31 protein-coding genes are annotated in these 22,510 nt (G+C 62.4%); 20 read left to right on the top strand and 11 right to left on the bottom strand.

Going from position 1 to position 22,510, the window contains the following annotated elements; translation table 11 throughout:
• Positions 1-16: 16 nt before the first annotated feature.
• Genes ACE3PR_RS17185 through ACE3PR_RS17175 form a run of 3 tightly spaced genes read right to left on the bottom strand, consistent with a single transcriptional unit; the run spans position 17 to position 1,190 of the window.
• Positions 17-382: a hypothetical protein gene (locus tag ACE3PR_RS17185; protein WP_374374457.1), complete on the bottom strand. Its 366-nt coding sequence runs from the start codon at positions 380-382 to the stop codon at positions 17-19.
• Positions 379-849: a hypothetical protein gene (locus ACE3PR_RS17180; RefSeq protein WP_374374455.1), complete on the bottom strand. Its 471-nt coding sequence runs from the start codon at positions 847-849 to the stop codon at positions 379-381. Before ACE3PR_RS17180 ends, ACE3PR_RS17185 begins: the two co-directional genes overlap by 4 nt.
• On the bottom strand, positions 846-1,190 hold the full coding sequence (locus ACE3PR_RS17175) for a hypothetical protein (RefSeq protein WP_374374453.1): 345 nt from the start codon (positions 1,188-1,190) through the stop codon (positions 846-848). Before ACE3PR_RS17175 ends, ACE3PR_RS17180 begins: the two co-directional genes overlap by 4 nt.
• Between ACE3PR_RS17175 and ACE3PR_RS17170 the strand changes: the two genes are divergently transcribed.
• The gene (locus ACE3PR_RS17170; RefSeq protein ID WP_374374451.1) at positions 1,170-1,994 is read left to right on the top strand and encodes a LexA family protein; all 825 of its coding nucleotides are present in this window, start codon (positions 1,170-1,172) and stop codon (positions 1,992-1,994) included. The two genes, ACE3PR_RS17175 and ACE3PR_RS17170, sit on opposite strands and share 21 nt — an antisense overlap.
• On the opposite strand, the gene ACE3PR_RS17165 is transcribed toward ACE3PR_RS17170, so the two are convergent.
• On the bottom strand, positions 1,991-2,521 hold the full coding sequence (locus ACE3PR_RS17165) for a hypothetical protein (RefSeq protein WP_374374448.1): 531 nt from the start codon (positions 2,519-2,521) through the stop codon (positions 1,991-1,993). The genes ACE3PR_RS17170 and ACE3PR_RS17165 overlap by 4 nt on opposite strands.
• Positions 2,522-2,524: 3 nt before the next feature.
• Positions 2,525-2,929 (bottom strand): hypothetical protein, encoded by a 405-nt coding sequence (locus tag ACE3PR_RS17160; protein WP_374374445.1) that lies wholly within the window; start codon positions 2,927-2,929, stop codon positions 2,525-2,527.
• A 241-nt stretch (positions 2,930-3,170) separates the two neighbouring features.
• On the opposite strand from ACE3PR_RS17160, the gene ACE3PR_RS17155 reads away from it, so the two are divergent.
• The 15 genes from ACE3PR_RS17155 (at position 3,171) to ACE3PR_RS17085 (ending at position 10,763) form a co-directional block, all read left to right on the top strand.
• Positions 3,171-3,464 (top strand): hypothetical protein, encoded by a 294-nt coding sequence (locus tag ACE3PR_RS17155; protein ID WP_374374443.1) that lies wholly within the window; start codon positions 3,171-3,173, stop codon positions 3,462-3,464.
• 10 nt (positions 3,465-3,474) lie between these two features.
• The gene (locus ACE3PR_RS17150; protein ID WP_374374441.1) at positions 3,475-3,807 is read left to right on the top strand and encodes a hypothetical protein; all 333 of its coding nucleotides are present in this window, start codon (positions 3,475-3,477) and stop codon (positions 3,805-3,807) included.
• Entirely contained in the window at positions 3,804-4,118 is a 315-nt protein-coding gene (locus ACE3PR_RS17145; protein WP_374374439.1) for a hypothetical protein, read from the top strand. The genes ACE3PR_RS17150 and ACE3PR_RS17145 overlap by 4 nt, the downstream gene beginning before the upstream one ends.
• A complete protein-coding gene (locus tag ACE3PR_RS17140) occupies positions 4,115-4,252 on the top strand; it encodes a hypothetical protein (RefSeq protein WP_374374437.1) in 138 nt (45 codons plus the stop codon). The genes ACE3PR_RS17145 and ACE3PR_RS17140 overlap by 4 nt, the downstream gene beginning before the upstream one ends.
• Positions 4,249-4,527 carry a hypothetical protein gene (locus ACE3PR_RS17135; protein WP_374374435.1) on the top strand — a complete coding sequence of 93 codons (279 nt, stop codon included), beginning with the start codon at positions 4,249-4,251 and terminating at the stop codon, positions 4,525-4,527. The genes ACE3PR_RS17140 and ACE3PR_RS17135 overlap by 4 nt, the downstream gene beginning before the upstream one ends.
• Positions 4,524-4,847 (top strand): hypothetical protein, encoded by a 324-nt coding sequence (locus ACE3PR_RS17130; protein WP_374374433.1) that lies wholly within the window; start codon positions 4,524-4,526, stop codon positions 4,845-4,847. Before ACE3PR_RS17135 ends, ACE3PR_RS17130 begins: the two co-directional genes overlap by 4 nt.
• A gap of 4 nt (positions 4,848-4,851) precedes the next feature.
• Positions 4,852-5,217, top strand: a complete 366-nt coding sequence (locus ACE3PR_RS17125; protein ID WP_374374431.1) for a hypothetical protein — start codon at positions 4,852-4,854, stop codon at positions 5,215-5,217.
• Between the two features lie 37 nt (positions 5,218-5,254).
• The gene (locus ACE3PR_RS17120) at positions 5,255-6,238 is read left to right on the top strand and encodes a DUF2303 family protein (protein ID WP_374374428.1); all 984 of its coding nucleotides are present in this window, start codon (positions 5,255-5,257) and stop codon (positions 6,236-6,238) included.
• Positions 6,239-6,435: 197 nt separating this feature from the next.
• Positions 6,436-7,062: a hypothetical protein gene (locus ACE3PR_RS17115; protein WP_374374426.1), complete on the top strand. Its 627-nt coding sequence runs from the start codon at positions 6,436-6,438 to the stop codon at positions 7,060-7,062.
• Positions 7,059-8,276: a phage Gp37/Gp68 family protein gene (locus tag ACE3PR_RS17110; protein ID WP_374374424.1), complete on the top strand. Its 1,218-nt coding sequence runs from the start codon at positions 7,059-7,061 to the stop codon at positions 8,274-8,276. The genes ACE3PR_RS17115 and ACE3PR_RS17110 overlap by 4 nt, the downstream gene beginning before the upstream one ends.
• Entirely contained in the window at positions 8,273-8,536 is a 264-nt protein-coding gene (locus tag ACE3PR_RS17105) for a hypothetical protein (protein WP_374374422.1), read from the top strand. The genes ACE3PR_RS17110 and ACE3PR_RS17105 overlap by 4 nt, the downstream gene beginning before the upstream one ends.
• Positions 8,533-8,802: a hypothetical protein gene (locus tag ACE3PR_RS17100; protein WP_374374420.1), complete on the top strand. Its 270-nt coding sequence runs from the start codon at positions 8,533-8,535 to the stop codon at positions 8,800-8,802. Before ACE3PR_RS17105 ends, ACE3PR_RS17100 begins: the two co-directional genes overlap by 4 nt.
• Positions 8,799-9,032 (top strand): hypothetical protein, encoded by a 234-nt coding sequence (locus tag ACE3PR_RS17095; RefSeq protein ID WP_374374417.1) that lies wholly within the window; start codon positions 8,799-8,801, stop codon positions 9,030-9,032. The genes ACE3PR_RS17100 and ACE3PR_RS17095 overlap by 4 nt, the downstream gene beginning before the upstream one ends.
• On the top strand, positions 9,029-9,469 hold the full coding sequence (locus ACE3PR_RS17090) for an ASCH domain-containing protein (protein ID WP_374374415.1): 441 nt from the start codon (positions 9,029-9,031) through the stop codon (positions 9,467-9,469). Before ACE3PR_RS17095 ends, ACE3PR_RS17090 begins: the two co-directional genes overlap by 4 nt.
• A gap of 184 nt (positions 9,470-9,653) precedes the next feature.
• Positions 9,654-10,763: a tyrosine-type recombinase/integrase gene (locus ACE3PR_RS17085; RefSeq protein WP_374374413.1), complete on the top strand. Its 1,110-nt coding sequence runs from the start codon at positions 9,654-9,656 to the stop codon at positions 10,761-10,763.
• Positions 10,764-10,921: 158 nt separating this feature from the next.
• Here ACE3PR_RS17085 and ACE3PR_RS17080 read toward each other — a convergent pair whose 3' ends face one another.
• The 5 genes from ACE3PR_RS17080 to betI form a co-directional block, all read right to left on the bottom strand.
• Positions 10,922-11,809, bottom strand: coding sequence for an energy transducer TonB (locus ACE3PR_RS17080; RefSeq protein ID WP_374374411.1), 888 nt, complete (start codon positions 11,807-11,809; stop codon positions 10,922-10,924).
• Between the two features lie 43 nt (positions 11,810-11,852).
• Positions 11,853-14,345, bottom strand: coding sequence for a TonB-dependent receptor domain-containing protein (locus ACE3PR_RS17075; RefSeq protein WP_374374408.1), 2,493 nt, complete (start codon positions 14,343-14,345; stop codon positions 11,853-11,855).
• A gap of 182 nt (positions 14,346-14,527) precedes the next feature.
• On the bottom strand, positions 14,528-15,490 hold the full coding sequence (locus tag ACE3PR_RS17070) for a FecR family protein (protein ID WP_374374406.1): 963 nt from the start codon (positions 15,488-15,490) through the stop codon (positions 14,528-14,530).
• Between the two features lie 90 nt (positions 15,491-15,580).
• Positions 15,581-16,105, bottom strand: coding sequence for an RNA polymerase sigma factor (locus ACE3PR_RS17065; protein ID WP_374374403.1), 525 nt, complete (start codon positions 16,103-16,105; stop codon positions 15,581-15,583).
• 174 nt (positions 16,106-16,279) lie between these two features.
• The gene (betI, locus tag ACE3PR_RS17060) at positions 16,280-16,879 is read right to left on the bottom strand and encodes a transcriptional regulator BetI (protein WP_374374401.1); all 600 of its coding nucleotides are present in this window, start codon (positions 16,877-16,879) and stop codon (positions 16,280-16,282) included.
• 137 nt (positions 16,880-17,016) lie between these two features.
• On the opposite strand from betI, the gene choX reads away from it, so the two are divergent.
• From choX to ACE3PR_RS17040, 4 genes are all read left to right on the top strand, one after another.
• On the top strand, positions 17,017-17,955 hold the full coding sequence (choX, locus tag ACE3PR_RS17055) for a choline ABC transporter substrate-binding protein (RefSeq protein ID WP_374374398.1): 939 nt from the start codon (positions 17,017-17,019) through the stop codon (positions 17,953-17,955).
• A 22-nt stretch (positions 17,956-17,977) separates the two neighbouring features.
• Positions 17,978-18,892, top strand: coding sequence for an alpha/beta fold hydrolase (locus ACE3PR_RS17050; protein WP_374374395.1), 915 nt, complete (start codon positions 17,978-17,980; stop codon positions 18,890-18,892).
• A gap of 108 nt (positions 18,893-19,000) precedes the next feature.
• Positions 19,001-19,546, top strand: coding sequence for a PAS domain-containing protein (locus ACE3PR_RS17045; RefSeq protein ID WP_374374393.1), 546 nt, complete (start codon positions 19,001-19,003; stop codon positions 19,544-19,546).
• Between the two features lie 77 nt (positions 19,547-19,623).
• Positions 19,624-20,484: an ATP-binding protein gene (locus ACE3PR_RS17040; protein WP_374374391.1), complete on the top strand. Its 861-nt coding sequence runs from the start codon at positions 19,624-19,626 to the stop codon at positions 20,482-20,484.
• Here ACE3PR_RS17040 and ACE3PR_RS17035 read toward each other — a convergent pair.
• The gene (locus tag ACE3PR_RS17035; RefSeq protein WP_374374388.1) at positions 20,481-22,505 is read right to left on the bottom strand and encodes a CocE/NonD family hydrolase; all 2,025 of its coding nucleotides are present in this window, start codon (positions 22,503-22,505) and stop codon (positions 20,481-20,483) included. The two genes, ACE3PR_RS17040 and ACE3PR_RS17035, sit on opposite strands and share 4 nt — an antisense overlap.
• Between the last annotated feature and the right edge of the window lie 5 nt (positions 22,506-22,510).

The following is a 22,510-nucleotide window of genomic DNA, read 5'->3' as shown; positions in this document are numbered from 1 at the left end:
CTGTTCCACCGCTGCGTTACTGCCGCGTCCGGTGGCGTTCGGTTGTCTTGGCTTTCGCTTTTCTTGGCCGTCGCACCACCCAGCCGAGGCGCGAGAGGCGCGAGCGAATGGTGTTGCCGGTCAGCGGCCAATCGGCGGTCTGTAAATCTCGGGCGATCCGCTCGTCGCTCCAACCGTCCAACACCAGGTCTCGCAGGCGCCTCAGACGCGTCTCGTTCCACCAGGTCAGGCGACTGCGGGGCCCGGGTACCGGCAGTGGCATCGCCTGCTCAATCAGTGCCCGTTCGATTTCGTCTGGCGACGGGGCGGCATCGGCGGCCACGACCGCTGATGTTCCACTTGCAACAGTTTCACGGGAAACAGCGGCGTCGGCATGTTTCATGACTGGTCACCCCGCACCGCCGCTTCCAGTTGGTCGATCTCGCGCCGCGCAATCGCAATCTGGCGCAGCAGATCGAGCCGCTCGGCCGGGCTCAAATCGGCGCCCGCCTCGCCCCTGTGGCAGGCGGCTGCCTTCACGGCGGCCGAGAGCGTGCCGACAGCCTCCGCCACATCGAGGGTTTCCATCACCGGATCGCCGGCACCCATTGGCGGCAGATCGCGTGTGCCGAGGCGCAGCAGATGCTTGTACGCGGCCAGGAACGGCGTCGCCCCGATCGCCTTGAAACAGGCGATATCGAGCCGCAGCGCATGGTGGATGATCGGCCTGCCGTCGGCTTCGGGATCGGCATACTTCCGGACTGCACCGGGGCCACGGTCGATGATGCGCGCGCATTCATCGACGCCCAGCAGGTGCATCGCCTCAAGCGCAGCCGCATCGAATGTGGCCGGATCGCGCCGCTTGGTCATGCGGCACCCCCTTCTTTTTCAGAATGTTGATTGGAATTTGAGGCGCGACGATGCCGCGTTAGTTTCGACATCGCCGGGGATGGCGGATTGTCGTTGGCCGCCGGCATCAGCGGCGGCAATCCATCGAGGCCGAAGAAATCGTCGGTGCGGAGGTCAATGCCCCTGCCCCGCGCCAGGGTCAGCAGGCGCACCTGATAGCGCGCCGGCACGAAGCCGTCGCGGCCGCCGCGTTCACGCGGATAGGTCCAGCGATAGACCTCCAGGGGTTTGAGGCCGAGCAGGTTTGCCACAAAGTGGGCACCGCCGCATTTGGAGATGACATGTTGAGCGATGTTTGCCATGCCCCAATAATTTCCAAAATGGAAATTTCAGTCAAGCGGAATATTTCCACAACGGAAATAGCCGCGACTCAGGGGCGGCGCGATAATTTCCATATGAGAAATCAATGGATTAAAGACCGGCTAAAAAAGCTGGGCCGAAAGCAGATCGAGATGGCGAAAGCCCTCGGGCTGACGCCGGCTGAGGTCAACAAGATGATCAGCGGCCTGCGGCGCATCCACGCCGACGAGGTGCCTGAGGTCGCGCGTTACCTTGAAATGCCCGTCGCAACAATTCTGGGGCTGATCGCGGATCCCAAAACGCTGCCGTTGAACGTGACCGAGTCGGAGATGCCGATTGGCCCGACCCGCGTCATCGGCGAGGTCGAGGCAGGCGTGTTCAAGGATGCGCTGGAGTATGAACCCGCCGAGCAGTTCGACATCTATGTGCCGGTCGACCCGCGCTATCGCCGCATGAATCGGGCGGCGCTCAAGGTGCGTGGCCCGTCGATGAACCTGCTCTATTCCGATGGCTCATATGTCATCGTGGTGCCGACGATCGAACTTGGCGAAGATTGGATGCCACGAACCGGCATGCGGGTGGTGGTGCAGCGGACCAACGAAATCGGCCAGATCGAGGCGACTCTAAAGGAAATCCAGATCAACGCGGATGGCAGCTACTGGCTGGTGCCTAAATCATCCGATCCCGAATTCAGCACGGCATGGCGCATGCCCAATCCTGCCGATTGGAACGGCGATCACGAAGAGCATGCTGACGGCATCCGCATAACGGCGCTGGTCATCGGTTTCTATCGGCAGGAAGGTTAAGCCGCGCATTCATCACGCAATGTCGCGCGAAAGGATTCATCCCGCAGCAACTCGTCGATGTTTTGCGAGATCGTCTGGTTGAGGAATGCGGCGGCGTCGCCGGTGTCATAAAGGCGGATGTTGCCGACGCGGCTCGCAACCAACCTCTCGAATCTGCCTCCTGGCGAAGACACCGAATAGGCGATCTCGGCCGCATAGGCAGCGCTGCCGATTTCAAGCCGTATCGACTTCACATCGCCGCCAATGCGGCACTTGCCCTCGGCGAGAGAAATGCCAGCCTGCCGCAACTCATGCCGAACGGCCTGGGTGACATAGGCGCCGACCGGCTGCTGCAACTTCCATGTGCCGGCCATGGTGTAATAGATCTCATCCTGCGCGACATCCTCGCGCGGCGAGTAAGTAAACGGCTCGACCACGATCGCGCCGGTCAGTTCTTGCGTCGTGCCAGGCTGATAGACCGGCGTCGGAACCACCGTGGTGCATGCTGCCAGCACGACCGACCAAATCAGGATGCTGGCTCCCCTCATCCGCTACTCCAACTTCAATCGTTCGCAGGCCAGAGCGATATCGTCGCGGGCCTTGTTTACACGCGCTTCGTAAACGATTTTGCGCTCGTCGGATTTCGGCATCAGATTTCGGGTCGACGTCAGAAACAAGGCGTAGACGTCTTTTGTCATAGCCGTGGATTCCGGCTTCCCTTTCACCGAATTGATCACGGCATCATAACTTGGCCTTACGTTGCCCTCGTAATTTGGAAGGCAACTCTTTCCTGATTTCGGTGCGGGCGGAACACCACCAAGATTGATGATCTGCTGCTCCAAAGAGCATGTCACGTAGTTGATCAGGACGTTGTTGCAGAACTGTTCAATGGGTGACTCCGCAGATGCAGGCGTCACAGCCCCAACCAAAAAAGCCGCCACTACTAAAGAACGCATCTGCTCCTCCCTACTCCCGGTTGGATTTAGCCATGCAGATCAACCCCCCGCAACGGTTCCGCAACCGTTCACCCCTTAGATTTCCATATTAGAAATTTTCTTCTTGACCGAAACTTTCCATTTTGGAAATATCTGTCCACCCGCCAACCCCTGGCGGGCCCCCAAGGGAGAACTGGGGCGGGCAGCGGTGAATTTGGGACGTCGCTGCCCGCCTCACTTTTGGACAGAAAGGAAAAGCGTGATGGCGCGGATGAATTTCGGTGGCCAAGGCCAGATCAAGCGCAGCCAGGACGAAATCGCCGCCGATGTCGCCGCGCGCGTGGACCAAGTCCAGGCCAAGTATCCCCGCGGCGCTGCCGGCGTGCAGATGAAGATCAGCGACATGGCCAAGATTATGGTCGATCGGCGCAACGCCAACGACAATTGCACGACCGAGGATCTCAAGCGCGAAGGCTTCACCGACCAGGACATTGCCGAGTTCGGTGACCGCGCCCGAGCCCGCGCCCGCCGCCTTTGCCGCGACATCGCGGCGTAAGGAGGCCAACATGCGCATTGTCGATCTGGTCAACAGCGTGACCCCCGAGCAGCTGACCCCGCAGGCGATCGCCGAGGGACGGGAATTCGCAATGGCCGAGGGCGATCTCGCCGTCGACCTCAGCCAGATACTTTCCGCCGCGATTGAGCGCTTTGTTAGCGAGCGCCTCGCCACGAAACATCCGGCCGTGATCGGCGCCATCGTGATGAGCGGCACCTGCGCCACCGTGGCTGCCCTCGGCGACGGCATGGAGGCCGACTCCTTTCTGGCGGAGGTCCATAAAAGCATTGCCGGCATGCACGGTGAATTCGCAGCGATCGGCGAAGGGGCAGGCCGCGCATGATCGACCTTCCCACCGCCATCACCAATATCGAGCGCGCCGGCCAGGTGCTGGACCGCGCCGGTTATGCGGTCGAGGACCACGCCGCGCGCATCGCGCAGGCCTTCGATCCGCGCGTGGCCGCTCTCGCCAACATCACTGGCTTCACCGTGAAGACAGTGAACGTCAGCGGCCGCGACTATCTGGAGGTCGAGATCACGCGCATCTTCGGTGCGCCGACCAGGCTGCTGCTCGACGCCGCAAAATGTGACCAGCTGACCCGCAAGCTGCATATCGGCCGCACGGCATTGCGCCGCGCATCGGTGGACGCATGATCCGCGCATTCGCCTTGTTGCTGGCCATCGCGATCGTGGGCGCCGCTCTCGCCAACGATGGCAACATTGCACGACGCCTCGCCGCCGCTGATGCGCGCGACGGCCAATCCCATTTCTCCGGTGAGACGTCATGAGCGATCTCTACCCGATTTCATATAGCCTGCCTCCGCCCAAGGGACGCAAGCTGCCAGCACGCGGTCAATCGGCCCAGCCTGAAATGCTGAAGCTCATCGCCACCATGCGCGCGGCGAAACCCGGTGGGCATTTCGATGCGCCCTTGGCGGATTTCCCACGCATCGCGACCGTGCCTCGCCTTGCCTCGGATATCGCCAGTCGCGGTCGCTATCTACCCGGCCAGTTCGTCACCCAAAGCATGGACGATTTCGTGCGCGTCTGGAGGGTCGCATGATCACGACGAAACTTTGCCAACATCGCCTTCCGGCGAACGACATCCGGCCAGTTACCCATTTGGATGATGCGCGTCTGCGCCGGTCGCTCGGCTTCGGACTCACCGACGACGCGGCGCCTCGTCACCCCCGCACCCGCCTGTTGCCCGGCAGCTTCGCTTGCCTGCCATCCGGCATCGTCATCCGCATCCGCGATATCCGGTGGGTGCGCATCGGGACCGGTGCCGGTGCCGTCCTCCATGCCGACTACACCGCCAACGGCATCAATCACTCGGTGCCGCTTACCGACCTCACCCCGTCCCAGTACCAACCGAAGGATTGATCCGATGACCGAGCCCAACATCCGCAAATCGATGACCATGAACCAGCATCTGGACTCGCTGCAGCGTGGTGAATTCAGCAATGAATTGTCGGCCGCCTTGCGCGATCTCGTCGGCGATATCGAGAATGCCGCCGGCGAGAACGGCGGCAAGGCCAAGGGCTCGATCACCATCACCCTCGGCTTCAAGCTCGACAATGGCATCTATGAACTGGCCGGCGATGTGAAAGTGAAGGCGCCGAAGAAACGCCGCGGCATCACCCATGCCTGGGCGACGCCCGACAACTATCTCACCCCCCAGAACCCCAACCAGGTCGAAATGTTCGGCGAGCCGCGCCTGGTCCCTGGCAACTCCGAGATCCGGCACGCCTGATCGTTTCATCCCGCAATCTGCCGAAAGGATTCGTAACATGAACGACAAGACCAATAGCCCGGCGAATGTTGGCCAGATCGGCGACCTCGCCACCATCCTCGCCCGCCACGACCGGCTGCAGATGCCGCAGATTATGCAGATCAGCGGCCATCATACCGCCGACAAGGCGACTGCCTTGCTGGCGCCAGAAGGGTTGAAGATGCTCGACCTCGAGCCGCTGTTCGAGAAGAACCGCGAGAAGCCCAAGCGCCGCAGCGGCACTCATGTCGCCCACACCCTCGCGGCCTTCATCGCACTCGCCAATCGTTTCAAGGCGCCGAACTCGGTCATCTTCGCCGATCGCGACAATGCGAAAATTCAGGCGGTAATCGATTTCCACCCGGAAGGCGAAGACAATGCCGATGCCCGCTTCGGCGCCCACCGGATCAGCTACGGCCTGCCCCACTCCAAGGAATGGCTGGCCTGGCGCGAGATGGATGGCAAGGTGCTGGACCAGTTGACCTTCGCCGCCTTCATCGAGGATCGCATCGCCGATGTGATCGTACCCCATGAAAATCTGATGGGCGTCATCACCGATGCCAGTGCCGGCGGTGATTTCGGCATTCGCACGCCGCAGGAGGATCTGGCCTATCTGGCGAAAACGCTCAACGGTCGCTTTGCCACACCGTCCGAACTGGTGACGCTCTCACGTGGCCTCACCATTCGCGAGGATCTCCGCTTCAAGAACCAGGAGAACCTGTCGACTGGCGAAACCAATCTCACCTTCGAGAGCCAGCACCAGGACGGCAGCGGCGCGCCGCTTCACGTGCCGAATCTCTTCCTGATCGCCATCCCGGTCTACGACAACGGCGCCCGCTATGTCATTGCCGTGCGGCTCCGCTACCGCCGTGTCGATGCCAAGGTGAAGTGGTTCTACCAGATGTACCGCGTCGAGCAGGGACTGGAACACGCCTTTACCGAGGCGGCTGAGAAGGCCGCTGCCGAAACCGGCCTGCCGCTCTATCGCGGTACCGACAAGTAGCAGATCCCCGAGCGGCTCCGGGCGTTGATGGCACGGTCTCAGAGGATTGATCGTGCCGGAGCCTGGAAGCCGGCGGACTGGCGCTCGCGGCTGCGCCAGGGCCACCGCACCGGCCGTTGGTGCGGACCCTCCCACCCAGCTGCGGCGTGAAGCTGCCGCTGGGTGGGGCGAAAGGGTCGAGAACCGGAAGGACGGGAATGAACATGACACCGAACGGCTTGCACCTGCTCATCGCTTTCTTCGCCCTCGCCGTCATGGCCTGGCTGTTCTGGCTCAAGCCGCGCTGGCGCGGATGGTTGTTCAGTTTCGTGACCGAGCATGTCGCCGCCACCCGCGCGCCCGATTTCATCATTGGCGGCAAGGATCGGCCCTATATCCAGCGCTGGTGGGTGATCCCGCGCAACCGCCTGTTCAACATCTATCTGCATTGCGTGCTGCGCGACGATGATGATCGCGCGCTCCATGATCACCCGTGGTTCAATCTCTCGATCGTTATGGCCGGCGGCTATTGGGAGGAGACGCCGCGGGGTCGCCACTGGCGCCGCCCCGGCAGCGTCGTCCTGCGCTCGCCTTGGGCACGGCACCGCCTGGAGCTCGAAAAGCATTACGACCACGCCGTGGTTGGCTTCACCGACGGCATGCCGATCTTCGAAAGCCTGCCCGCGTGGACCCTCTTCATCACCGGCCCGAAGATCAGAATTTGGGGTTTCTGGTGCCAGCAAAAGGACGGCGACGAGCGGTTCGTCAAATGGTCGGACTTCGTCGACCCGAACGACCCTGGCGCCGTCGGGCCTGGCTGCGATCAGCCGGAGGTGCGGTCGTGACCGACGCCACCGACATCGAATGGACCGACCGTACATGGAATGTCATTCGCGGATGCAGCCGCGTCTCTGAGGGCTGCCGCAACTGCTATGCCCAGGGCATCGCCGCGCGCTTCAACGGGCCGGGCCAACCCTATGAGGGCCTGGCCACCCGCCGCAGGGGCAGCGACGGCAAGGTTATCGCGAACTGGACCGGACAGACCCTTTTCGTCGATCCCCTTCTTCTGAAGCCATTCAAGTGGAAGACGCCGCAATTCATCTTCGTGAACTCGATGTCGGACCTGTTCCACGAAACCGTGACCGATGACCATCTCGATCAGGTGTTCGCCGTCATGGCGCTCTGCCCGCAGCATACCTTCCAGATCCTAACCAAGCGGCCGGAGCGGATGCGCGATTATTGCCGATCCCTCGGTAGGCACCACAGCGAAGATCGCATTAGCCTGCAAATCAAACGCATGGTTGACGCCGACATGGTGAGCCCCGGATCGGGTTTCTTCTACAGTGCTGGCGCCGGTATCGGTTGGCATATAGACAATCTCTGGCTTGGTGTCAGCGTCGAGGATCAGGCGACGGCCGATGCGCGCGTTCCAATCTTGCTGGATACGCCCGCCGCCCTGCGCTGGGTTTCGTATGAGCCAGCCCTCGGGCCGGTCAACTTTACCGACATCACCCGTCCGGCCTCGGATTTCGATCGCATGATGCCGGGCTTTGCTTCCGTCGACCGATTCAGCTTGAACGCCCTCGACGGCTTTCACCGGATCGAATATCCGGGATCCCATGGGAAAGTGGCCGTTGCCCGCACGGGTCAGGCATCAACACCGAAACTTGATTGGATCGTCTGCGGCGGCGAGAGCGGGCCAAACGCGCGGCCGTCGCATCCGGATTGGTTTCGATCCCTGCGCGATCAGTGCCTCGCTGCTGGCGTGCCGTTCCTGTTCAAGCAGTGGGGCGAATGGGCGCCTGGCGATACCTTCGGTGCAATTCAGGACGGCCCTGTCACAGACCGACACGGCAACGTCAAGGATTGGATGCGCCGCTATGTCGTGTGCGCTGATCACGCAAGTCGGCTCGACGCCCATAGCTTTACCGAACACGCCACCAATCTGGTCTATCGTGTCGGCAAGAAAGCTGCCGGCCGCCTGCTCGATGGCCGCACCCATGACGACATGCCCGGCGATCGCCGCCCGCAGGCCCTCACCCGAAAGACCGCCGCATGACCCCGCGCGAATTTGTCGGCCAGAACTGCTTGCTGCAGCCGCCGCTCGGCCACAACGAATCCAACCCCGATATCCGGTGTGGCGCGCTGCCGATCATGCGCCAGCAACTGCAGGACGGCCCGGCGATGATCTCCGTCTGGAAGCCGACCGAGGATGAATTGGCCCAATTGAACGCCGGTCATGCCGTGCGCCTTGTTGTCTACGGCACTGGCCACCCGCCGGTTTGGATTGATGTTGCTGAAGCGGAGCTGCTGCCATGACCAATACCGTCAATCCCTTCCGCCTTGCCATGCGCGTCGAGGGCGAATGGTGGAATGCCTACATGGCGCCGCCCGAAACCATGGAAGGTGCAACACTGTTGGCGACGGTCCGCATGACGCTGGTGGCGGAAAAAGACGCCAAAGACGTTTACCTCGCCACTGTCCGCGACCTGTTTTTCCGCGCCGCCGAGGCTGCCCTTGGAGCGCCGATCGATAGCTTCGAGACACGGGAAGCGCCGGAGCATGAAAAGGCGGGTCGCGCTTGAGCCGCCACACCTGCCATTGGCCGAGCTGCGGCAAGACGGTACCGCCGAAGCTCTGGGGCTGCAAGGCGCACTGGTACGCCCTGCCCAAGCCGCTCCGAGACCGCATCTGGGCGACTTATCGACCGGGACAGGAAATCACCAAAACCCCCAGCGCCGACTACGTCCAGGCCGCCGAGGAAGTCCGCGCCTGGATCATCGCCAATCACCCGCCGCAGGAGAAGCTGCTGTGAAAGCCCTTTCCGTCCGTCAGCCGTGGGCCTGGGCCATCATGCATGCCGGGAAGACGATCGAGAATCGTGACTGGGGCCCCCATTATCCGGCCTTGAGGGAAGCGCGGGAAATGGTGAAGCGGCCGGGCGGCACCCGCGTCGCTCTCCACGCGTCGAGCATCATGCCCCGGAAAGAATACGTTTCATTCCTATGCTTCGCCGGTGGGTCTGACACTGACTTGGTGCCGGCGCTGTTGCCGCGCGGCCTCCCGGTACCAGCATACGAGGATCTCCCACGGGGTGGGATCATCGGCGAGGTAGATCTGGTCAGCATCGTCGACGACCACGATTCTCCATGGTTCTTCGGGCCGCTTGGGCTCGTGCTGGCCAACCCTACGCCCCTGCCCTTCCGCCCCTGCAGGGGCGCCCTGGGATTCTTCGAGGTACCGGCAGCATGAACTCCCCGGCCGCGCCCAGCCTTCCCCGCCTCTACACCCTCGCCCAGGTGCGCGAAGCCACCCAGTACAGCCAGGACACGATCTGGCGGGCCTTGCGCGCCCACCCGGAAATCGCCACCATTGGCAAGGGCCGGGGCACCCGGCTCGACGAGGATGCCTATAAGGCCCTGCTGAAGGCGCTCACATGCTCAAACTCATCCCGCCCGGCCGGCGCAAAGGCAACACCTACTACATCGCCCGAGGCCGGGTCGGCGGCAAGCTCGTCGAATTCTCCTGCCGGACAGCGGACAAGGCATCTGCTGAAAGGTATGCGATTGCGGCTCTTGCCGAACTCACCGCAAGTGCTGCCGATGCGCAATCCGGCGAACCGGACATAGAGCGACCGAAGACCTTCCGCGACGCGGCCGTCGCCTATACCGGCTTCCGCTACCCGCCTTTGTCAGACCAGGAACGTGCCGCCCTGCGCAACGGCGAGCCGGCCGCGCGCGAGAAGCTGAAACAGGTCGACCGAGCCATCAAGGAAATCAACCACCTAGTTGCCGAACTCGGTGACCGCCGGCTGGCCGATATCAAGCATGCGGATCTGGTGGCGGCCTCGATCAAGCTCTACCCCAACCACAAGGCATCGTCGCGCAACCGGCTCGGCATCACCCCGGCCAGCGCCATTCTGCATTACGCGGCCGACCAAGGCTGGTGCGCCTATCAGCGCCTGGCGCGCTTCAAGGAACCGCGCGCCGTCACCAGGGCCGTCGACATGGATTCAGCGCAGGCCCTCATCGCAGCGGCCCAGGATATGGGCGAGCCTGAAATGACGGCCGCCCTCACCTTCCTGTTTGGCCAAGGCATGCGGATCTCGGACGCGATCGCCATCCAATGGCCGCGTCTCGATCTCACCCGCGGCACGATCGAGGTCGACATTGAGAAATCCGACGAGACAGTCGTGAAGGCTCTGCAGGAAGATGTACGCGCGGCCCTCGCCGCGATGCCGGCGGCGCCTGACAGCCTGGGAAAGACGGTCGGCTATGTTTTCCCGTGGCGGAACCGCTGGGCCTTCTACCGCGCCCTGGCGCCCGTCCTGAAGGCCACCGGCATCAGGTTCACCCCTCACATGGCGCGGCACTCTCTGGGCAAGTGGTTGAACGCCAGCGGGGCGGGCCTGCGCAGCATCATGGACATCCTCGATCACAAGGATCCGAAATCCTCGATGCGCTACCAGTCGACCGACGTCAAAGGGCAGCGCCTGGCACTGGGAAATGTGGGGAAGTTCGTGGGGAAAACCGAAAAGGCCAGTTGATCCAAGCCCCGCCCATACTTGGTAAGGACGGGGTCGGAGGTTCGATTCCTCTCGACGGCACCATTTCCTACGTAAAATCAAACAGTTAAACGATTAGCCGCCGACGTTGCGCGTCGCGTTCGGGCATTCTGGATCGAAATTGGCTCAACCCGGGCAGGTCAACGCTTTTTGGTAAAGCGAACCGGCACCGTGATGTTGCGCTTCATTCCCGGGGGCGGCGGCGGGACGGGTGAGGCCCGCTCCACCATGGCGACCGCCTCCTCGTCCAGCGAGTCGATTCCGGATGACTTCGCCAGGCGCGCGGTGAGCACGTTGCCATTTCCGTCCAGGCTGAAACTGACGCTGGCGATGCCGCGTCCCGCCCCCTTCACATTCCGCTTGTGGCGCTCGAGATGGGCTTGAAGCTGCGACTGCCATGTCGCCACCGCTTCGGCCGAAACGATGCCGGCATTACTGAGTGGCGCGGCGGTGCGATCGGCCTCAAGCACCTTGGCCTTCGCCTGAACCGCACTTGCCGAGGCGGGAGATGGCGGCGGCTGGATCTCTGCCGGCTCCTCGGGCTCTGGCTTATCGGGCTCGACAGGTTTCCGCGCAGGCATCGCTGCTTGAGGTTGGATTTTGGCCGTCTTCTTGTCGGCAATCGGCTCGGGCCGAGCGGCAGGAAGCTGAGCCTCGGCATCTTCGCGGATCGGCAGCGGTGTTTCCTTAAGCGGGGCTGCCGCCTGCTCCGGCTCCGCCACGGCTTCTTCGGGTGGTGGCGTTGTCTCTTCGACCACCTCCTCCACCGGCTCGGCCTCGCGGCTTTGGCTCTCGGCGGATGCCAGCGCATCGGCGGCGATGTCCTGCGTCTCCGTGACCTCGGCGATCGCTTCAGGCGCGAACTCGACCATGATCGCGACGGGCGGCGGCATCACGATCTCCGCCGCCGGCTTTTCCGTCAACAGCCACATGCCGGCACCGACATGCAGGCCAAGCACCAGGAAACCAGCGGCGCCCCATGAAGCTGCCTCGACAGCACGCCTGTCACGACCCGTCAGCGGCAACATCGCTCGGGGCAGCGAGAGAGATTGCGACGGCTGTCTCCCATCATCAGAAGCTCGCCGTCAGGCTGGCCCGGATGGTACGGCCGGGCGACGGCATCCAGCCGTTCAGCGCGTCGACGTAATAGACGTCGAAGATGTTCTCGGCATTCAAATCCAGCGAGACTGTGTCAAGCACCTGAAACGAGGCGAAGGCATCGACGATGGTATAAGGCAGCCAGACGGCGGTGCGCGACCGGTCGGCCGTGGTGAGCGGCGCGATGCGTTCGCCGGCATAGGTCATGCGGGCGCCGAAGGTCACGTCGCCATCGAAGAGCCGCGCGCCTGCCGTGACGCTCCAGGCTAAATCCGGCGGCACGTGATTGGTGGCGTAATCGTACATCACCGCGGCATCGCCGCAGGTCGAGGATGTCGGGCAGAAGGCGTAATCCGTGTAATAGGTGAGCGACCCTTCCGTGAAGATCGGCCCCAGATCATAGCCGCCGGAAATCTCGATCCCGGAAAGCGTCAATCGGTCCAGATTGCCGAAGGTGAAGACGGGTTGCCCCGGTCCGGCATTCGAAGCCACGCGGGAGATGTAGTTGTAATGATTGTTGCGGAAATAAGAGGCCTTGAGGCGCAACTTGTCATCGTCGAACAGCAAATCATCCTGGCTGAGATTGGCGCCAATTTCCCAATTGCGGGTGATCTCGGCATCGAGATAGGGATTGGGAATGCTGTTGGCGTCGCTCCCCATGGTCTCGCGCTTCGTCGGTGGGCGCATGCCCTCGGCATAGAGGGCGAAGAACTGCAAACCCTCGACGGGCGTCAGCGTGACGCTCGCCGTGGGACTCACTCGGCTGCCATCGATCTTGCGGACACCCGTCGTCGTTACCGGCGCTTTGTCTTCCAGCTTGTAGGCATCGTATCGCAGCGCACCGTCAAACTTCAGCCAATCGATCACGACCCATTCGGCGGATGAAAACGCGCTGCCCAATTCGCGCGTGCCGATGCTGGGTTTCAGAATCACGCATGAGTTACGCGTATAGGTCCGGCTGCAATATTCCTCGCCGTTCATGTCCTCCAATTGATAGGAGAGGCCGTAATTGAAGGTGAAGTCACCAAAGTCCGTAAGGACGAGGCTGGTGTTGTTGATGTCGCCGCCATAGGTCCAGGTTTCAGTAAAGCGCGGCTCGTCCGCGGGAATGAAGCCGAATTGCGAGAAATCCGGTGCCGAGGCCACAGCGCGCGTGGTCTGGGCAACATCGCTGGCCCAGATATTGAAACGCAGATCGAGCAGATCCTCGTCCGGTGCCCAGCGATACCGCGCCGTGTACGTGTCCGCCGTCACCTCGGACAGATTGACCTGGCGGAAACCGTTATCCTGCTGGAACAGGAGTGAGCCCATCGATTCGCCGAACTCGCTATCGTAGCGCATGAAACTGAGTTCAAGGCTGTGATCGTCGAAGAAACGGATCGTGCCCCGCGTCAGGAGCGAGAGCGATTCATCGGAAGAGTTGAAAACTTCCTCATCGCGCAGCGTGAAGGATAGCGGGTAAATCCGGTTCATGAATTCGAAATCGTCGTCGCCTTCCGAACCGGCGAAATAATTGCCGGTCTTGCGCTTTGCCACGGCCGCGAGAAAGTCGAAATTCTCCAGCGACGTCGCGATGGCGGCGCTGCCGGAATAATTCTCGAAATCAAAGAAATCCGGCGATTCCTCCGCGGTGCGCTGCACATAGGCCGGCGGTGTCTGCGGCGAGATGGCGTTGTCGCTGGCGCCGACGCGCAGCCGGACCCCGAATTCCTCGCCTTCCTTGACGATATCCTTGGCGTTCAAGGTGCGGATGGAAACAACGCCGCCCGTTGCGCCGGCCCCTTCGGCACCGCCGGTCGGACCCTTGGCAATATCGACGCCGCCGATCAGATCCGGATCGATATAGGTTCGCTCGTCGACCCCGATATAGCCGCGCCAAGTGGTGGAGGTCTGCTGCGTGCCGTCGATCGCCACCTTGACCCGGTTCTGGCCCTGCATGCCGCGGATGTTGACGTCGAGTGCGGCGCCATTGTGATTCGACGCGGCGATCACGCCGGTGGTGTTCTTGAAGATGTCGCCGGCGGTCCCGCCGCGAAAACGATCGATCTGCTCGCGCGAGATATAGCTGCCGGATCCGGGCGTTTCATATGGCTTGTCCTGCGGCTGAACCGTGCCGGTGACATCGATCGGGTCGAGGATCAGCATATCCTCGGCCATGCCGGCACTGTCATCGATCACTGCGATGATCGCCACTGTGCGCGCATTGGTGAAGCTGTAGGTCAGTCCGGACCCGGACAATATCTGTTCGAGCGCCTCGCTCGGGACAAGCGTCCCCAGCGCGCCGGGCGAGTCCTTGCCGGCCGCCAGTTCCGGGAGGTAAGTCACCTGCAGTCCGGATTGCTGGCCGAACGCCATGAGCGCATTTGCGAGCGGGCCGGCGGGGATGTCGAAGGCCGCGCTCTGCTCCGCGCTTTGCGCATAGGCGCTGTTCGGCGAGACGCCGAGCACTGGAATGGTCAACAACATGGCCGCCAATATCCCGCAACCAACAACGCGCGTCTTTCCTCCAGCCCCGATCTTTGGACGCATGATCCAATCGCTCCGCTTCATTTTCAGGAAGAGCTCGGCGTTTGGCAGCGGCTAACGGAAACTCCTACCGATTGAAACGATCTGGCCGGCGGAGTTTTCTCTTCAGTTGCGAATTATTTTCAAATAGTGGACACGACACTCAGCCAGGGCGAAATCCGGTGGAGCTTGCCGCCATGCGGCTGCAGGACGGCTTCAAGCGCCAGGATCGGATTGTGGACATCGAAGACGCCACTGACACGGCGCGCACCGAAATCCGGTTCGGCAATCACGACCCGGCCTGTCTGCCAGCGATAGATCCGGGCGATCACGGAAGAGAGTGGCTCGCCATCGGCGATGATAATGCCGCTCCGCCAGGCCGCGACCTGCCCCGGGTTTCGCTCGCCGCGCGCGATACGGCCGGTATCGCTGTCCCAGGCCAGCCACGCTCCGGGACCCAATCTTTCGTCCGGCGCATGCGGGATGCCGATCTCGATCTCGCCCCTTTCGACCGCCACGGTCAGATAGCCGGCATCGCCGCCGATCTCGAAAGCGGTGCCCAGCGCCGTCGCGCTGAGGTCTCCAACAATTCCCTGAAACGGCCGACCGGCATCTTCGGCGACAGCGAAATACGCCATGCCCGACAGCAGTTCCACGCGGCGCCGATCGGCCGTGAAATCCGATCTCATCGCACTGTCGGGGCCGAGCATTGCCATGGTGCCGTCCGCGAGCTGCACATCGCGGATTTCACCCGTTGCCGTCACCTGATCGGCACGCAGCCTGGTAACGGCACGCGGCCCCAGGGCGGCACCCAAACCCGCGGCGACAAGACCGGCAGCTCCCAGCATGACATTGCGGCGCGTCGTGGCTGCCCTCGCCCGTATCGCCCTGTGCCGGTCGGTGATGACCTTGCCGGCCATGCCATGAATTTCAACGACCTCGGCCCAGACGGCTTCCCGCGCGGGATCCAGTGCGCGCCAGCGTTGGACCAGTTCCCGCACGATCGGGTTTGCCGGATCGTTCTGAAGATGGATGCAAAGGTCGAGGGCCTCCCCGAACAATTTGCCGTCGCCCGGCGGCGGTTGCGTCATGTCTTTCCGCTTCATGGATGGCTGCGTCTCGTTCCCACGGGCGGATTTGCCCGCATAACCTAATACGAATGAGGGAAAGGCAATTTCCCTCCAGAATGACGGAAATTAGGGCGAATCGTCATTGAGACGGGCGCGCAGATGCAGATAAGCCTGACGGATCAAGGTCCAGGTTCGCGTGGTCGAGAGGTTGAGCTCGGCTCCGACCTCGCTCAATGTCCGCTCGCCCAGGCGATACATCTCGAAGGCCCGGCGCGTTTTATCCGGCAATTCCCGCAGCGCCCTCTCGACAATGGCCAGTCGCTCCCGGTCATAGACGATGTCTTCCTGGGACGGGGATGGATCGGCGATCTGCGCGAAGGCATCCTCGGGCATGCTTGTGTATTCGACGCGCTGCGCACGGCGGTTGAGGTCGATCGATAGGTTGCGGGCGATCTGATAGAGATAGGCGGAGGAATTGTCGGCGTCCCCCGTCCCCGCCGGGCTGGCATTCATCAAACGCACAAAGGCGTCCTGCGTGAGATCGGCGGCTGTCTCCGGCGTGTGGCCGCGGCGGCGCAAGGAGCGCGCAATGGCACCCGCATGACGCCGGAACAGCCCCTCAATATCCCAGGCCATGATACCCAGGAACATGCAGGCGCCGCCGCAGCAAAGCCACGCGGATATAGAGCCTTATGATGCTGACGATTGGCGCGGTCATCCCCACTACACAGTTCTGTGGCATGAGCTCGCTCGACATCGCGTCAGCGAGTGGGGACAACCTGATTAGGTGGTAGACCAAACCACGCTGCGTTGCAATATCCGACGCTAGCGGTGTGGGCCGAGATGTTGCGTCACAAGGCTTTCCATCTGCGCCATGGCCTGTTCCAGGCTCAGGCCCGTCTCGGCGAGGCCATTCTGCGTGAGGCCGAAACGCAGCCACAGCCCGTCGATCATCGCGGTAATGCCGATGACCGCTGCCTCGCGCTTTTCCGGCGGCAGCAGGTGCCGCAATCCGGAAAGAAGGTTGCTGCGCATCCGCGCATGGATCGCCCGCTGGATGCGGGCGAATTTCGCATTACGCGGCACCTCGGCGCAGAGTGAGAGCCAGGCATTGCAGATTTCCGGCTTGAAGAATTTGGGCGAGAAATTGCCGGCGATGATCGCATCGATGCGCGCCCGAGGTCCCTGGGCCTCGCCCATCAGGCGAATGACCTCGTCGCGCAGCAGGCTGTTGGCATGCCGCATGACGACTTCCAGCAATTCGTCCTTGCCGCGGAAATAATGCAGCACGATGCCCTTCGACATGCCGGCCCGCTCAGCCACCTTGGCCAAAGTCGTCCCGGCGATGCCTTCCTCCTGAAGGATTTCATAGGCGGCTTCGGCCAGTTCCTGGCGGCGCAATTGTTCGATGCTGAGGCGCGGCAATCCGACTCTCCGTGATTTTCGCCCCATTATGAGCCGGGCTTGCCGGAATTGTCCAACTGGACTATAAATTGACCACAGGGATAATAAACAGACCATACGGTCAATAATCTATCGCGGCTTCATGAGGGAGACGATTTATGCGCAGACATTCCTTGCTGGCGGGCGCCGCCGCCTTGTTCATCGCCCATCTCGGAACGGCACAGGCCGCCGAGCCGGAAGCCTGCCGGCAGGTCCGCCTGGCCGAGCCGGGCTGGAACGACCTCACCTTCACCACCGGGATCATGCAGACGGTCCTGAGTGCGCTCGGCTATGAGGCGCGTTCCGATTTGCTCGGCCTCGACATCATCTATCAGAGCCTCAAGAACAAGGATCTCGACGTCTTCATGGGCTATTGGGATCCCGCCATGGTGACCTATTACGACCCCTACAAGGCGGACGGATCGGTCGAGACGGTGCACCAGAATCTGGAGGGCGCCAAATACACCTTCGCCGTGCCGCAATATGTCTTCGATGCCGGCGTCAAGGACATCGCCGATCTCGCCGCGCATGCCGAAAAGTTCGAACGGAAAATGTACGGGATCGAACCCGGCTCCAATCAACTGATGTTCGACATCGTCAAGGACCCGGCTTTCAAGCTGGATGACTGGGAGGTCATTGAATCGAGCGAACAGGGCATGCTGAGCCAGGTCGACAAGGCGGTGCGCAACAAGGAATGGGTTGTGTTCCAGGGCTGGGCGCCGCATCCGATGAACAACGATTTCCAACTCGCCTACCTGACCGGCGGCGACGCCTATTACGGGCCGAATCTTGGTGCAGCGACCGTGCACACCCAGGTGCGCCAAGGTTATCTGGAAGAATGCCCGAATGTGGCCGCGTTGTTGAAGAACGTCACCTTTGACCTAGCACTTGAAAACGAAGGCATGGCCTATCTGATCCGCGACAATCTCGGCGCAACCGAAGCCGCGAAGAAGACCCTGGCGGCGCATCCAGATTATCTGGACGGCTGGCTCAAGGGCGTCACGACCTTTGAAGGTGCCGACGGCCTCCCCGCCGTGAAATCGGCTCTCGGGCTCTGACGAAAACAGACGACAGACCGCCATGTCCCTGATTGAAACCGGCGGTCTGTCACTCTGGTTCGACGCGTTTCCGAGCCAAGGAACAGACAGCAACGCCCTCCCTGTCCTGCTGATCCAGGGGCTCGGCATGCAGGCGACGGAATGGCCCGATCCGCTGATCGACGGCATTGCTGCGACACGCCGCGCCATCGTCTTCGACAATCGCGATGCCGGCTTGTCGTCGCTCTGTGGCCCCGCCAGCGATCCAGCCCTGAGGCCCGAGGATTTTCCCGGCTGGCACGAGCTGCCGCAACCACCTGCCTATGACCTGGCTGCGATGGCGGCGGATGCCCTGGCTCTCCTGGATGCCTGCGCGATTCCGCGCGCGCATCTCATCGGCTATTCGATGGGCGGCATGATCGCGCAGATACTTGCTGTGCAAGCACCGGACCGGGTCGCCAGCATTGTCGGGTTGATGACGTCGGCCGGTCAGCCCTGGCTCGCGATGCAGGAAAATGCCGAAGCGCATATGCGCCGCTCCATTGTCCACGCGCCTGACCCCGAACAACAAATCCGGCAGATGCTGGCGGCCGAAACGGCCTATGCCGGCAATCTCCCCCTGCCCGACATCCATCTGCGGCGCGCCGCGGCAATCGCTTCGCTCGAACGCGCCTATCGTCCCGCCGGAATCTGGCGCCAGGCTTGTGCCATGCGCGCCGGCGGCGACAGACAATCGATATTGCACTGCATGACAGCGCCCTATCTGGGCATCCATGGCGCCAGAGATCCGGTGATTTCATTGTCGCAGGCGATGGCAATTACCGAGTTCATTCCCAATGCCCGGCTGCATGTTCTGCCGGAAGCCGGTCATCTGCCGACCGATGAGCTCGCCCGCGCCGTCATGCCGATGATCGTGACCTTTTGGGCTGCGGCCGAAGCGGTCGTCATCGGCGTTTGACTCTGAGGCATCGCCGCCGCACTATGGTTAACGGACCGTAACCAAGATTCGGTTCAGGTTTAGCTACGCCGCACTTGGATAACCAAGGGTGTCAGTGTGCAGCATTCCATGATGCCAGTGCTGATCGAGACCGCGCCGACGGCGCGGCTGGCATCTGGCACACCGGAATTCGACGCGATCATGGCCGCCCCCGAACATGCGGATCTGCGCGCCTTCCTGGCCTATTGGCAATCGAAACGCATTGACGAAAGGCCACCCGATCGCGCTGCCATCGATCCCGTGGAAATTCCCAAGCTCCTGCCGAATGTCCTGCTGATCGACGTGATCGGCCAACCGGCCTACGACTTCCACTATCGACTCCTCGGTACCGCCATCGTCGCTATCGACGGCGTCGACTACAAAGGATCGCTCCTCAGCGAGATGGTTCCGAGCACCGAGGCCTACCATCATATCTGGCAACATCATCTCGACGCCGCCGCGGGAATTGTGGCGCTGCGCCATGACAGCCTGCGCTGGGTGCGCGACAACAGCCGCGACCATGTCGATTATTTGATCCTGCTGCTGCCGCTGCGCCGTGGCGGCGGCGAGATCGAAGCCCTGTTCGGCTATATTCACTACCGCATGGACGACCCGCAACGACCGTGGTCGCTCTAGCCCGGGGACTCTGGCCTGGGGACTGGCGTGAAAGCCGCGAAGCCGCTAGAAATCTGCTGATCCATAAGGACAGACAGATGAGCATCGACGAAATTCGCCCCTTGCTAGAACGCATTGCCGACAGCCTCGAACGGCTGGCGCCGACCCGGGCCAAGCCGATCGATTTTTCCGCCGCCGACGCCTTCGTCTGGCATGCCGAGACATCCTGGCTGGAACCGATCCCGGCCGTGTCGCGGGTTCATATCAACCTGTTGCAGGGGATCGATCGCAACAAGGACATCCTCCTCGACAACACGCGGCGCTTTGCCGAAGGGCTGCCGGCCAATAACGCTCTTCTGTGGGGTGCGCGCGGAACCGGCAAGAGTTCGCTGGTGAAGGCGGTTCATGCCGCCATCAATCTCGCCATCAAATCGCCGCTGAAGCTGATCGAGATCCACCGCGAGGATCTGGTCACCCTGCCCCGCCTGCTGACCTTGCTGCGCGCGGCGCCGCATCGCAGCGTCATCTTCTGCGACGATCTTTCCTTCGATGCGGCCGATGCCAGCTACAAATCGCTGAAGGCGGTGCTGGAAGGCGGCATCGAAGGCCGGCCGACCAACGTTCTCTTCTACGCCACCTCGAACCGGCGACATCTGATGCCGCGCGACATGATCGAGAACGAACGCTCGACCGCGATCAATCCCTCCGAAGCCGTCGAGGAAAAGGTCTCGCTCTCGGATCGCTTCGGCCTGTGGCTGGGCTTCCACAATTGCGACCAGGAAACCTATTTCGCGATCATCGACGGGTATTGCCGCAGCTTCGGCCTCGATCTGCCCGCCGAGGAAGTCCAGGCGCAAGCCGTCGAATGGTCGATGACGCGCGGCGCCCGTTCCGGCCGCGTCGCCTGGCAATTCATCCAGGATCTCGCCGGCCGCCTGGGGAAGAAAATCGAGCTCTAGACGAGATCGCGCTTGATCTTTTCCTGCCATTCGCGGCTGACGAAACGGTCGCCGTTCTCGAAGGCATCGAGATCGCCGCTGACATAGAAGAAATCCGCATCCGCATGCATGCGGGTCTTCACCTCGATGCGGATATCCCAGCCGGGCCGCGATTGCACATAGGTCTGCTGGCAGGCATAGGACGCACAAAGCGGATCGTCGGGCGCGATCTTCAACTCGCGGCGGATATTGTGCAGCACTTCCGTGCCAATCTCGTCGAAGCGCTGGCGGCCCTCGCCGAAGACGCCCTCGGTATCGGTAACCGTCGTGACGGCGCCTGAACTGATATCGAAGCTGACGCTGCGCGTGACGCTGCCTTCGCTGACCTGCGTAACCGGCGTCGCCTTCGCCGCCTCGGGCTTGGCGAAAGGCTCGGAGCCATCAATCGATTGTGGCCGCCGATGCGGCAGCGTGAGACGGCTCACGCCGGTAACGATGCCCAGCGTCGCCGCTGCCGGTGACGGCCAGATCAGCGGCCAATAGGCGCTGGAAAGCGAGATGCGCAGGCGATGACCGGCTGCGAAGCGATGAGCGCAGGCATTCAGGATCAGTTTCAGCTTATAGCGCTTGCCGGGAACCAATGGCGTCGGCGCGGCATGACTGTCCCGATGCGTGAGATTGATTACCTGAAAGCTGACGCGGAGCGCCTTGCCGTCGGGCGCCACGTCTGAGAGGCGCGCGCAAAGTTGCGCCACCGGTTTGTCGCTGGTGAATTCCAGCTCCAGTTCCGGTGCACCCAGAATCTGCATCGCCTCGTTGAGCGGCGCCGTGTCGAAGACTAGCGAGCCGCCATCATCGATCCGCTGATCGCCCGGCAATTCGCCGACGCAACCAGCGCCCATCCATTCGCCGCCGGCAAGCCCCAGATGCTGCGGCGAGCACAAGGGCACTGTTTCCTCGGCACCGCCCACGGCGGCGAGCCCGTCCTTGTTGAGATAAAAATGCGTCGGCTCGATGCCGGGCGACGGCCAGCTCTGTTCGGCCACCCAATGGCCGGGATGCGAAAGCCGCGTCGTTTCCGGCGGCGTGTATTCCTGCAGCCATGCGCGCAGCATCGGTTCGTTCTCGACGCCATTGCTGCTGCCCTTCAGCCAGCGATCCCACCAGGCCACCGCATCCTGCAGGAAGCCGATCGCCGGTCCCGGCGTCCCGTCCTGCGGATAGATATGCGCCCAGGGGCCGATGACGCCTTTGCGCGGCACCTTCAGGCGCTCAAGCATGCGCGGGACCGTGTTGGTATAGGAATCGACCCAGCCACCGATTAGATAGACCGGCACCTGGATCGCGTCCCAATCCTCGCAAATCGAACCATGCTGCCAATAGGAATCGCGGCGCTGGTGATGCATGGCAAGCGCCGGCCAGAACGGCATGGTCTCCAGCCGCTCGCGCCAATTTTCGCGCCAGCCCTCGCCGAAGAGTTCGGGATCCGCCGGCCGCGCCTGATAGGCCAGCATGATGGTGCCCCACCACAGATTGTCGTTGAGCAGGCACCCGCCCATGTAATGGATGTCGTCGGCATAGCGGTCATCGGTCGAGCAGACCGAGAGCACGGCCTTCAACGCCTTGGGCCGTAGCGCCGCCACCTGGAGGCAGTTGAACCCGCCCCAGGACTTGCCCATCATGCCGACATTGCCGTCGCACCAGGATTGCGCCGCCATCCAGTCGATGACTTCGAGGGCGTCGTCCTGCTCCTGTTTCAGGTACTCGTCCCACATCAACCCGTCGCTCTCGCCCGAACCGCGCATATCGACGCGCAAGACGGCATAGCCATGGCCGGCGAAATAGCCGTGCATCGGCTCGTCGCGCGAACGGGTGCCGTCGCGCTTGCGATAGGGAATGTATTCGAGGATCGCCGGAACCGGCTTCTTGGCAGCACCCTGGGGCAGCCAGAGGCGCGCTGCCAACCGGCAGCCATCCTTCAAGGTGATCCAGAAATGTTCGGTAGTCTCGACTTTCAGAGGGGTTTCAACTGCAACCGCCATGATCC

Origin of the sequence: Dongia sp. (genome assembly GCF_041909655.1) — a bacterium.
In the GTDB taxonomy this organism is placed as follows: domain Bacteria; phylum Pseudomonadota; class Alphaproteobacteria; order Dongiales; family Dongiaceae; genus Dongia.
This window is presented reverse-complemented; position numbering and strand designations above follow the sequence as displayed.